Annotated in this window: 12 protein-coding genes; 3 read left to right on the top strand and 9 right to left on the bottom strand. The window is 71.2% G+C overall.

Annotated elements, in window-relative coordinates; genetic code table 11:
• Window positions 1–377 precede the first annotated feature (377 nt).
• Window positions 378–1,409 (top strand): PAS domain-containing protein, encoded by a 1,032-nt coding sequence (locus BST10_RS19960; RefSeq protein ID WP_083040176.1) that lies wholly within the window; start codon window positions 378–380, stop codon window positions 1,407–1,409.
• Here BST10_RS19960 and BST10_RS19955 read toward each other — a convergent pair.
• The 7 genes from BST10_RS19955 to ssd all read right to left on the bottom strand — a co-directional run bounded on the left by BST10_RS19955 (window position 1,406) and on the right by ssd (window position 6,016).
• Window positions 1,406–1,723, bottom strand: coding sequence for an Rv3654c family TadE-like protein (locus tag BST10_RS19955; protein WP_083040174.1), 318 nt, complete (start codon window positions 1,721–1,723; stop codon window positions 1,406–1,408). The two genes, BST10_RS19960 and BST10_RS19955, sit on opposite strands and share 4 nt — an antisense overlap.
• A 31-nt stretch (window positions 1,724–1,754) precedes the next feature.
• Window positions 1,755–2,102, bottom strand: a complete 348-nt coding sequence (locus BST10_RS19950; RefSeq protein WP_083040172.1) for a TadE family type IV pilus minor pilin — start codon at window positions 2,100–2,102, stop codon at window positions 1,755–1,757.
• A gap of 6 nt (window positions 2,103–2,108) precedes the next feature.
• Window positions 2,109–2,273: a DUF4244 domain-containing protein gene (locus tag BST10_RS19945; protein ID WP_083040186.1), complete on the bottom strand. Its 165-nt coding sequence runs from the start codon at window positions 2,271–2,273 to the stop codon at window positions 2,109–2,111.
• Window positions 2,274–2,389: 116 nt separating this feature from the next.
• On the bottom strand, window positions 2,390–2,974 hold the full coding sequence (locus BST10_RS19940) for a type II secretion system F family protein (protein ID WP_165757219.1): 585 nt from the start codon (window positions 2,972–2,974) through the stop codon (window positions 2,390–2,392).
• On the bottom strand, window positions 2,971–3,771 hold the full coding sequence (locus BST10_RS19935; RefSeq protein ID WP_083040170.1) for a type II secretion system F family protein: 801 nt from the start codon (window positions 3,769–3,771) through the stop codon (window positions 2,971–2,973). Before BST10_RS19935 ends, BST10_RS19940 begins: the two co-directional genes overlap by 4 nt.
• Window positions 3,768–4,943, bottom strand: a complete 1,176-nt coding sequence (locus BST10_RS19930; protein WP_083040168.1) for a TadA family conjugal transfer-associated ATPase — start codon at window positions 4,941–4,943, stop codon at window positions 3,768–3,770. Before BST10_RS19930 ends, BST10_RS19935 begins: the two co-directional genes overlap by 4 nt.
• Window positions 4,940–6,016: a septum site-determining protein Ssd gene (ssd, locus tag BST10_RS19925; protein WP_083040166.1), complete on the bottom strand. Its 1,077-nt coding sequence runs from the start codon at window positions 6,014–6,016 to the stop codon at window positions 4,940–4,942. The genes BST10_RS19930 and ssd overlap by 4 nt, the downstream gene beginning before the upstream one ends.
• A gap of 505 nt (window positions 6,017–6,521) precedes the next feature.
• Here ssd and BST10_RS19920 point away from each other — a divergent pair.
• Window positions 6,522–7,292 carry an HAD-IB family hydrolase gene (locus tag BST10_RS19920; protein WP_232062690.1) on the top strand — a complete coding sequence of 257 codons (771 nt, stop codon included), beginning with the start codon at window positions 6,522–6,524 and terminating at the stop codon, window positions 7,290–7,292.
• A gap of 418 nt (window positions 7,293–7,710) precedes the next feature.
• Here the strand turns inward: BST10_RS19920 and BST10_RS19910 are convergent, their stop codons facing one another.
• Complete coding sequence (locus tag BST10_RS19910; RefSeq protein WP_205277436.1) at window positions 7,711–8,457, bottom strand: Fic family protein; 747 nt, start codon at window positions 8,455–8,457, stop codon at window positions 7,711–7,713.
• A gap of 119 nt (window positions 8,458–8,576) precedes the next feature.
• Between BST10_RS19910 and acs the strand changes: the two genes are divergently transcribed.
• Complete coding sequence (gene acs / locus BST10_RS19900) at window positions 8,577–10,550, top strand: acetate--CoA ligase (RefSeq protein WP_083040160.1); 1,974 nt, start codon at window positions 8,577–8,579, stop codon at window positions 10,548–10,550.
• Window positions 10,551–10,591: 41 nt separating this feature from the next.
• Here acs and BST10_RS19895 read toward each other — a convergent pair whose 3' ends face one another.
• Window positions 10,592–11,308 (bottom strand): chymotrypsin family serine protease, encoded by a 717-nt coding sequence (locus BST10_RS19895; RefSeq protein WP_083040158.1) that lies wholly within the window; start codon window positions 11,306–11,308, stop codon window positions 10,592–10,594.
• Window positions 11,309–11,372: the final 64 nt, after the last annotated feature.

The raw sequence follows: 11,372 nt of genomic DNA, 5'->3' as shown, positions 1-11,372 counted from the left end.
CCGCCGTCCGCTCACCAGCCCTCGAACCAACACCCAGCAACCAGCCCCCAACACCGCCTTATTCAGCGGCCTCCTAGCCGGGAAGCACGGTTGCGGGAGTCGGCCGACCCCCCGAACGGCCGACTCCCCGAACCGATACCCCGCGGACTCCCGTGGCAAACGTGCCACCGGAGACGCCGACGGAGCAGCGAGACGAACGGTCGAGAACGAACCGTTCCCCAAGACCCGGTACAGAGCCGGACGCGGCCGTAAGTTACCGGCTGTACGGGACCAACGCAACTCGAAAACCAACCAGGTTACCTCCAGTCGCCGGACAAAACTGGGAAACGGCCGCTGTTGGTGCTGGTAGCGAACCGTTGGCCGTAAAATTCCCGGTTATGGCACACGACTGGTTGCTGGTGGAGACGCTCGGCGGTGAACCGGCAGTCGTCGCCCAGGGACGCCAGGTGAAGAATCTGGTGCCGATCACCCAGTTCCTGCGTCGCAGCCCCCATCTGGCCGCGATCCGGACCGCGATCGCCGAGACGATGCGCACCGGGCAGAGCCTGGTCAGCATCACCCCCAAGCATGATCGGGTGATCCGGACCGAACCGGTGGTGATGTCCGACGGCCGCGTGCACGGCGTGCATGTCTGGAGTGGCCCCGCCGATGTCGAACCACCGGAGCGTCCCACCCCTGGCCCGCTGAAGTGGGACCTGACCCTCGGCGTCGCCACCGACACCGAGGAATCCCTGGCCAACAGCGGCAAGGACCCCACAGTGGAGGCCACCCACGGCCGGGCCTTCGCCGAGGAACTGCCCACTCGCGACTTCAACCCCAACGAGAACAAGGTGCTGGCACTGGCGATTCGGGCCGAACCCGACAAGACCATCTGTAGCAGTTGGGATGTCACCGATTTTCGCGGCGACACCATCCGGGTGGGTTTCGTGGCGCGCACCGGCTGGGAGTCCGGTCTCGGCGGGCGTGAGCATCTGGTCGCGCGGGGCATGAATTGGCGCGGCCAACTCGACGGCACCGTGCACCGCCCCGACTTCCTAGCGCAGCAGATTTTGCACGGGCTGGCGCAGCCCGGTGTGCACCGGGCCATGGTCGACCTGATCGACTGGCGGCTGCTGAAGTGGCTGGACGACCCGTGCCCGTTCTACGACTGGCGCGGTACGGTCGACGCCCCCCGGGTGCATCCCGACGACCAGGCCCGGGTCGCCCGCATGACGACCGATTTCAGCGCCGGGCCGGCGACCGGAGTGTTGCGACTGCGCCAGTCGGACGGGGGCTGGGCGCCGGTGCATGTGACGGTGAACCGGATCGAGCTCGAAGCGGGCACCTACGCCGGCCTGATCGCGCTGCGGCTGCCCACCGACGGCGAACTGGCCGAGGCCGGGCTGGACCCGCCGGCCGACGCCTCTTAGCCGATCGCTCGCGCCGCCTCGCCGACGGGCCCGGCGCGAGCACTCGCCCTGGCCGGACCGATCCGCCAGCCGGGCACTGCGACCGCGACGGTGACCGTCAGGTCGAGCCCATCGACGGCACAAGCGATTTCGCGAACAGCCATCTTTCGGGCCAGTCGTTGCGCCGCCGCGCACGCCGCATCCGGCCCGACGGGAATGCGGGCCGCACCGGCCAGGGCGGCCAAGTCGGCGACCGACTGCGCCCGGTGCCGAGCAATGACCGTCGCGCCCAGCAGGAAGCCCCCGCCGGTGACCGTCAGCAACACCGCGACCATCGCGGCGGCGGCTACGGTGGCCGCGCCGGCCTCACCGGGACTGCTCGGCGGCCGACACCGCCTCGGCGCTGACCACCAGGCCCGGTAGCAGCGCCGGGCGGACGGTGACCGTCGCGACCATGAAGCCGCCATCGGAACGCAACCGGACCGCCGCGCCGGCGGGAGCGATCCGCCGCACCACCGCCGTCGCCGCCGGCGCATCACCGCGCGCCGCCAACCTGGCCGCCTCCCGGGCGGCGTCGAGGCAGCGGAGCTGTGCCGCCACCGCGCTGATCCCCGCCAGGCACAGCACCAGCACCGCAACCAGGGCCGCCAACGCGAACGCCGCCTCGACCGTGCTGGCGCCGGCATCGTCGGTGAATCGGCCACGACCGGTCAACGCCCGTCAGACCTTGGTGTTCAGCGCGCGCCCGATGACCCGGTTCAGCGCGGCGACGATCGAATCCCCGGTGACGACGGTGTAAAGGATCGCCCCGAAGGCGGCGGCCGCGATGGTGCCGATCGCGTACTCGACCGTGGACATCCCCGACTCGTCGGAAGCCAGCAACATCAGCTTGAGCTGGACGATCCGAAACGCGTTGCGCGCCTGTTGTATCGGTGTTTTCACCAGATCTCCTCCTCCATCATTTTCTCCGGCGGGTTTCCGCAGCACCTCCGCGAAGCCGCTCACAGCAGGCCCGACCGCAGTACGTCACCGGCCAGGCCGGCCACCACCGGCAGGATGCCCAGGCACACGAAGGCCGGTAGGAAGCACAGCCCGAGCGGCCCGGCGATCAGCACCCCGGCCCGCTCCGCGGCGGCCGTGGCCTGGTGGGCCGCCTCCGCTCGGCATTGGGCGGCCAGTGCGACCAGCCCGGTGGCCAGCGCCGCGCCGGAGGCGCCCGATCGCCGGGCCAGTCGGAGCACCGCGGTGGTCGAGGGGTCGAGCGCACCGGCTGATCGGTCCGGCGACGCCGACCACGCGACGCCCGGTTCGGCGCCCAGGGCCAACAGGTCCGCACCGCGGCGCAGCACTTCCGCCAACTGCGGCGGCGCGTATCGGGCGGTGGCCGCGGCCGCACCGGAGACCGGCATTCCGGCGGTCAGGCACAGGGCGAACACCTCGAGGCCGGCGGCCAACGCCAGCGCGTCTCCGCCCGGCGTCACCCGGTGGCGCACGGGTTGTTGCGGCCGCGGCATCCCGGCCCGCGTCCGCACCGTCGACGGGGCGGCCAGCACGGCCATCGCGAGCAACACGGCGGCAGCACTCATAAGGCGGCGCCCACACGTCCGGTGATCCGATCCGACCACAGCAGCCCGGCGCAGATCAGGCTCACTCCGACCACCGACAGCACCCCGCCCGGACCACCGAGCAGAAAGGCGACCGGACGGGCCCCGATCACTTGGCCCAGCAGCACACCGAGCACCGGCAGGCAGCCCAGGAGCGTCGCCGACGCCCGCGCGCCGGCCAACCCGGCCTCGGCTTGAGCCGAAAACCGCTGTCGGGCGGTGATGTCACTGTGGGCGGCCTGCATCAGGGCGGCTACCGCCAGGCCCTGTTCGCCGCCGAGCTGCCAGTAGGCCGCGAGCCGCTCCCAGTGCGAGGGCATCGCCGAAGACCCGGCCGCATCACGTAGCCCGGTGACGACGTCGGCGCCCAGTCGGGCGCGGGCGACCACGCCGCGCAGGCCGGCGGCCACCGAGTCGTGGCCGGTTTCGGCGGCGGCAGCGGCGAACGCCCGCACCGGATGCGCTCCGATACGCAGCTCACCGACCAGCACATCGAGGGCGGCTTCCAGCGCCCGTGACTCCGCCGCGGCACGGCGACCGCGGCGGCGCCGGTGATGGCGCAGCGCAGCGGTGCCGACAGCCAGCGCCCCGGCCAGGCAGCCACTGGCTGGCAGCGCGACCACGGCCAGCACGGCGGCGCAGCCGGCCGGCAACCCCAGCACGGCCCACCGGGTGCCCCGCCGGCCGCGGCGATCGACCGGCCGGAGCCGCCCACGCGGGGAACCGCCGAGCAGTGCGGCCGCAGCGAGCGCAAGTGCCGCGATCCCCGGGCCGGTCACGCTGGCGTCCGCTCGCGCAGCAGTGCCCGGAATTCGGCGACGTGCTCACTCAGGCCCCGATCGACTTGCCACACCGGCGCGGCCTGCACCAGGCCGGTGTCGGTGCGGCGCAGCACTGAGATGTCGGTGAGCCGGCGCTTGCCACCGCGCTCGCGTCCGACGTGCAACAACACTTGGACGGCGGCGGCCAGTTGGCTGTGCAGCCCGGCGCGGTCCAGGCCGCCGAGTGCGGCCAGCGCTTCCAGGCGGGCCGGGACCTCGGCGGGGCTGTTGGCGTGCACGGTGCCCGCGCCGCCGTCGTGTCCGGTGTTCAGCGCGGCCAGCAGATCGACCACCTCGGCGCCCCTGACCTCGCCGACCACCAGCCGATCCGGCCGCATCCGAAGCGCCTGCCGGACGAGATCGCGTAATCCCACCTCACCGGCTCCCTCGACGTTGGCCGCCCGGGCGACCAGCCGGACCAGATGAGGGTGGCGCGGCTGCAACTCCGGGGCGTCCTCGACGCAGACCAGCCGCTCCCGAGGGTGCACCGCCCCCAGCATCGCCGACAGCAGTGTGGTCTTTCCGGCGCCGGTGCCACCGGAGACCAGAAACGCCAGTCGCGCGTCGACGATGTCGGCCAGTAGCGCCACCGCTGCGCGTGCGATACCGCCCGCCGCGGCCAATGCGGCGATGTCCTGGGTCGCCGGCCGCAACACCCGCAGTGACAAACAGGTCCCGTCGGCGGCGACCGGCGGCAGCATCGCGTGCAGGCGCACGGTGAACTCGCCGGTGCCGATCCCACCGAGCCGGCCGTCGACCCATGGCTGGGCGTCGTCGAGCCGACGCCCGGCGGCCGCCGCCAGCCGCTGCGCCAACCGGCGTACGGCGGCTTCGTCGGCGAACCGGATGTCGGTGCGCCGCAAGCCGGCTCCGTCATCGACCCATACCGCGTCCGGGGCGGTGACCAGCACGTCGGTGGTGTCCGCCGCGCACAACAGCGGCTCCAGGATCCCGGCACCGGTCAACTCGGTTTGGAGCGTCCGCAGGTTCGACAGCATCTCGGTGTCGCCGAGGACCCCGCCGGATTCCGCCCGGATCGCCGCGGCCACCGCCTCCGGGCGCAGATCCGAGGATGCCGACGACTCCGAGGCCAGCCTTTCCCTGACCCGGTCGATCAGCGAATCCCTCATGCCGCCAGGGCCGTTCGGGCGGGCAACACATCGAGTACCCGGCCGGCAGCGGCCGCCAGCGCAGACCGGCGGTGCAGGCGCAACGCCGCGTGTTCGAGCCGCTCGGCCAGCCGCGGCTCGGCCCGCAGCGTCGCCAGCAGCGGCAACCCGGTGATCTCGGCCACCTCGGCGGCGCGAAGCCCGCCGGGGGCCGGCCCGCGCACCACCAGCCCGACGTTGGGATTGGCCGCCCGCAGCCGCGGTGTGATCGCGGCGCCGGCCGCACACGAACGCACATCACACGGGCTGACCACGACCACCAGATCGGCAGCGGCCAAGACGGTCTCGACCGGGTCGGTCAGGGCCCGCGGCAGATCACAGACGACCGTGATCCCGCCGCGGCGGCCGGCCTCGACCACAGCGTCAACGGTTCCGGCTTCGACATCGCGGGGCTGCTGGCCGCGCCGGGCGCCCGACAGCACACTGACGCCGCGCTGGCGCGGCAGCGCGTCACGCAGCGCCGGCCAGGTCAGCCGCCCGGTCTGCGCGGTCAGATCGCACCAGCGCAGGCCGGTGGCGTTCTCGGTGCCGGCCAGCAGGTCGATGCCACCGCCCCAGGGGTCCAGGTCGACCAGCAGCGCCTCACCGGCGCGCTGTGCCAGCGCCGTCGCCAGCAGCGATGCGCCGGCTCCGCCGCGCGCGCCGATCACCGCGATGACCTCGCCGCGCCGCCCGCCGTCACGTACCGCCGCTGCCGCCTCGGCCAGCTCGGCCACCAACTCGTCGCCGTCGATGGGCAGTGTCAGGACGCGCTGTGCGCCGACCGCGACGGCACCTTGCCAGCTGGCCGGGCCGGGTTGGGCCCCGGTGACGACGATGACGTGAGCGCGGCGCGGTAGCCGGGCCGCCGAACACCGGGCGGCGGCCGCCTCATCGACCACGATGGCCGCGGCCGCGGTCCAGGCCGTGCGGCTCGGCACCGAGGTGGCATCGAGCTGGATGACCCGCACGCCGACGGCCGCGGCCACCCGGGCCAGTTCGTCGCGCATCGCGGGTTGGGCGACGAGGGTCAACAGGCCGGCGGTTGTGCTCACGCCCTCACCGTGGCGGTGCGACCGCTGCCGCGCCAGGCCCTACGCGCCCGTTGTGGAGCGCTACCGCGACTGTGCAGAACTGCCCGACATGCGGCACCCCAATACCAATACCAATCGGATCATAATTCCGGGTTTTCGATACTTCCAGGAAGGTCTGGAGCTCATTCCAGCGAAGAATGACCGGTTAAAAAAGACGACCCCCGCCAGGGGGGGAGGAGGCGGAGGTCGTCGTGTATCAACCCCGGGGGGTCGGGCCGATACACCCTCAGCATAAGCCGAGTGATGACACTATACACACGACATGCCGGTCCGGCGCAAGTGTTGTCACCAAATGGCGACACTCGGGACCGCACGGCCGCTGAAGTGCTCTTTCCGGCATAGCCACGGTTCAGACGGCCCTCGCACCTATGCTGTAGCGGTGACCGCCTCCGACCCGGACACCCGGCAGCCGCAGTCGCAGGGATCGCCGAGGGACACCGGCAGCCGGACCCGCACCGCCGCCTTCCTGGACCTCGACCACACCATCATCGCCAAGTCCAGCGCGCTGGCCTTCAGCAAACCTTTTATGGACCAGGGACTGATCAACCGTCGCACCGTGCTCAAGTCGAGTTACGCCCAGTTCCTGATGCTGCTGTCCGGGGCCGACCACGATCAGATGGAGCGGATGCGTACCCATCTGACCAACATGTGCACCGGCTGGAACGTCGAACAGGTCAAGGCGATCGTCAACGAGACGATGCACGACATCGTCAGCCCGCTGGTGTTCGCCGAGGCGGCCGAGTTGATCGCCGATCACAAGCTCTGCGGTCGCGACGTGGTGGTGGTCTCGGCCTCCGGCGAGGAGATCGTCGCGCCGATCGCCCGGGCCCTGGGCGCCACCCACGCCATGGCGACCCGCATGGTCGTCGCCGACGGCAAGTACACCGGCGAGATCGCGTTCTACTGCTACGGCGAGGGCAAGGTGCAGGCCATCCGGGAGCTGGCCGCCCGGGAGGGCTACCCGCTGGAGCACTGCTACGCCTATTCGGATTCGATCACCGACCTACCGATGCTGCAGGCCGTCGGTCACCCCTCGGCGGTCAACCCCGACCGCGCGCTGCGCAAGGAGGCGGTCGCCAACGGCTGGCCGGTGCTGACCTTCTCGCGGCCGGTGTCGCTGCGTGATCGCCTGCCGGCCCCGTCCGGCGCCGCGGTGGCCACCACCGCCGCGGTCGGCATCAGCGCTGTCGTCGCCGGGGCGCTGACTTACTCGCTGCTGCGCCGCCGGGTGTTCTGACCCACTCCAGCAAACGCGTGCGGTCACAATCCGGTGACGTCGTCGACGACGTTTGCGATTAGGCCTTGCTGTGTCGTGCGTCACGTAGTACAAAGGAGGCACGGAAGCCGGTAAGGCCAGGGTCGACCCGGAAGAGAAGGATCGATCTCCCGAGCCGCACTTCCCAGTACGGATAGCGGTACCCACGCGGAGCCACAGCCGCGAAGATGGCAGAAGTGTTGCGGGCCTGCGTAATTGCGGAACGTAATCGGTCCCGACAGCCCTTTGGGTGGGGCTGCAGCCGAGGAGCACCGCACGAGCGCCGAGGCCACCCACGCAACCCAACGTTGGACGCTTGGTAACCGTGTACCGTACTAGCGGGCGGCGAGCCGATTCATCGGAGCGCCGCCCGCTTCGTTTTGCTCCGACGGCCCGGGATTCAGCGCTTGGCGCCCGCTTCAGCTATCCCCAGCGCATCCAGCGCGCCGGCGTGCAGCGCACCGCAGCACAGCAGCAGCCAGTCCGTCACACCCTCGGTGGAACCGCCGGCGAAAGCCTGCGCGGCGCGACGATAGGCGCCGGCCTTGCGCATCCAGTGCACCTCGGGCACGCCGAGTCCGTGCCGGTCCAGCCCGCTGGCGATCGTCACCAGCCGGGCCGCACCCCGAGCGACCACGCCGTCGGCGCTGCCGAACGGCGCGAGCGTCAACAGCTCGCCGTGCACCACCGCGGCGAACAGCGGCGCCGGCGCCCTGGTGCCGCCGGCGGCCAGGTCGGCCAGCAGCTCCAGCCGGCGCCCGACCTCGCCGCCGCCCGCCGGGCGGCCGAGGTGATCTTCGTCGACCAGATCGGCGGCGGCCAACACATGCAGCCGGGCCAGCGCCTGCAGTGGGGCCCGCCGCCATACCTCGACCAGCGAGTTCTCCCCGCCTTCCAGGGCCTGGGCCACCCGCAGCGCACCGGCGAACACCGGGTCACCGGTCGAGCGCGCGTCGACCGTGGTGGGGCCACCGTCGAGCACCGACGACGCCCGGGCCGCCCGCAACGAGGCCTCGGCGGCACTAACCGCCCACCCCCGCACATTGGTCTTGTGCCGGTGGGCCCGCGCCAGTTCATCGCGAACCTTCTCGCTGGCCTCGGCGACGCCCGGCAAATCGAGCAGCGGGGCCAATGGGTCGGTGATCACGGGCTGTGACACTACCGGCGCGGCGGTTCGACGAGGCTCACCGGAGCCGGCCCCCGGGCCGGTGGAGGTGAGGCGAAGCCGGGACCGACGCAGGAACCGGGGTGGTTAGGCTGCTGACCGTGAGCCGGAACCCTGACACCGCCCCCGCAGCCTCGCCGTCGTCGTACCCACCCTCCCCCGAGTTCACCGCTCACGCCAACACCGGCGCCGAGGCCTACCGTGCGGCCGAACACGACCGGCTCGCGTTCTGGGCCGAGCAGGCCAACCGGCTGCACTGGGCGACGCCGTTCACCGAGGTGCTGGACTACTCGCGGGCGCCGTTCGCCCGCTGGTTCGCCGACGGCAGGCTCAACGTCGCCTACAACTGCGTGGACCGCCACGTGGCGGCTGGTCACGGCGACCGGGTGGCGATCCACTGGGAGGGCGAGCCGGTCGACGACGCCCGCAGCATCACCTATGCGGAGTTGCTTGCCGAGGTGAGCCGGGCGGCCAATGCGCTGACGGACCTTGGCCTGGTCGCCGGTGATCGGGTCGCCATCTATCTGCCGATGATCCCCGAGGCGATCATCGCGATGCTGGCCTGTGCCCGGCTGGGGGTGTTGCACACCGTGGTGTTCGCCGGCTACTCCGCGCACGCGCTGCGTTCCCGCATCGACGACGCGCAGGCGAAGCTGGTGATCACCTCCGACGGTCAGTTCCGCCGCGGCCAGGCCGCCCCGCTCAAGCCCGCGGTCGACGAGGCGTTGAGCGCAGCCGAAGCGGCAAGCACCGTCGAGCATGTGCTGGTGGTGCGCCGCACCGGCGCCGAGGTTGCCTGGACTCCCGACCGCGACCTGTGGTGGCACGACGTCGTCGACGCCGCGTCACCGCAGCACTCCCCCGAGGCGTTCGAGGCCGAGCAGCCGCTGTTCCTGCTCTACACCTCGGGGACGACGGGCAAGCCGAAGGGCATCGTGCACACCAGCGGCGGCTACCTGACCCAGGCGGCCTACACCCACTACTGCGTTTTCGACCTGAAGGCGGCCACCGACGTGTTCTGGTGCACCGCAGACATCGGGTGGGTCACCGGCCACACCTATGCGGTGTACGGGCCGCTGGCCAACGGCGCCACCGAGGTGATCTACGAGGGCACGCCGGACTTCCCGGATCAGCACCGGCACTTTCAGATCATCGAGAAATACGGCGTGACAATCTATTACACCGCGCCGACGCTGATCCGCACATTCATGAAGTGGGGACGCGACATCCCCGACGCCCACGACCTGTCGAGTCTGCGGCTGCTGGGGTCGGTCGGTGAGCCGATCAACCCGGAGGCCTGGCGCTGGTATCGCCGGGTGATCGGCGCGGACGCGGTGCCGGTGGTCGACACCTGGTGGCAGACCGAGACCGGAGCGACGATGATCTGCCCGCTGCCCGGCGTTGCCGCGACCAAACCGGGTGCCGCGATGGCCCCGCTGCCCGGGATCTCCGCGCGCATCGTGGACGACCACGGTGATCTGGTGTCCCCGAACGACCCCGGCGGCGAACCGGTGTCGGGATACCTGGTGATCGATGCGCCGTGGCCGGCGATGGCCCGCGGAATCTGGGGGGACGAGCAGCGGTTCATCGAGACTTACTGGTCGCGGTTCGCCGAGCAGGGCTGGTACTTCGCCGGTGACGGCGCCCGCTATGACGCCGACGGTGACATCTGGGTGCTCGGCCGTATCGACGACGTGATGAACGTGTCCGGACACCGCATCTCCACCGCCGAGGTGGAGTCCGCGCTGGTCGGTCACGCCGCGGTGGCCGAAGCCGCCGTGGTCGGCGCCCTCGACGAGCAGACCGGGCAACGGATCTGCGCGTTCGTGGTGCTGGCGGCCTCGCACAGCGCGGCCGGTGGCGCGATCGTCGACGAGCTGCGCGAGCGTGTCACGGTGGAGATCTCGCCGATCGCCCGCCCGCACAAGGTCCACGTTGTCCCGGAGTTGCCGAAGACCCGCAGCGGCAAGATCATGCGGCGACTGCTGCGCGACGTCGCCGACGGCCGCGAACTCGGTGATACCTCAACCCTGGTGGACCCCAGCGTGTTCGACGCGATCCGGGCGGCCGACTGAAGGCGGCGACCCGCCGGAGCTGCGATCGTCTGACGGTACGCTCAGCCGATCGGGACGAAGCCGGCGCCGGGCCGGTTGTTGGCGTTGATATCGCCCAGCACCGCGTTGATCGACACCACGACTGCGGGCGTGTGCAGCGGGATGTACTTGACCACGCAGGTGGGCAGCGCCTCGCTGAACGCGCCGTGAATCATGCCGACCAGCATGTTGTTCACCACGACGGGGCCGCCGGAATCGCCCGGCCGACCGCACACCTGCATGACGATGGTTCCCGGGTCCTGGCCCGGGCCCCAGGTGACGCCGCAGGAGTTCCCGGTGGTGCGGCCCTGTTTGCAGGCGATTTGACCGAAGGACGGGTCCGGCCCGATGCCGCCGATGATGAAGCCGCCGAAGTTGGACACCGGCGTCACCTTCTCTGGGTCGAACTCGATCACCGCGTAGTCCAGGTTGTCGTTTCCGGCCACCATCAGCCCGATCGTGCCGTTGGACTCCGACCCCTCGGCGGCGACCTCGGCGCCCGGGCCACCGCAGTGTGCGGAGGTGAAGCCGATCAGCGCACCGGTGTTGTCATGGCCGATCGAGGTCAGCGTGCACATCGTGTCGCCGTCGACGACGAGCCCGGCGCCGCCGCCCATCACCACCTTGTTGTCGGCGGCGACCCGTGCGGCCGGCGCGGCAAGGCCGGCCATCGCAACGCATGACGCCAACGTCAGCACCGTCGCGATGGTGCGCAGCAACCAGTGGTGTGCGATCTGCACAGCGGTTCTCCCGTCGATCAGCTCCACCCCCGGTGGGTATAAAAACAGCTTAACGTGGGGCCTG

Origin of the sequence: Mycolicibacter algericus DSM 45454 (genome assembly GCF_002086455.1) — a bacterium.
GTDB lineage: Bacteria > Actinomycetota > Actinomycetes > Mycobacteriales > Mycobacteriaceae > Mycobacterium > Mycobacterium algericum.
This window is presented reverse-complemented; position numbering and strand designations above follow the sequence as displayed.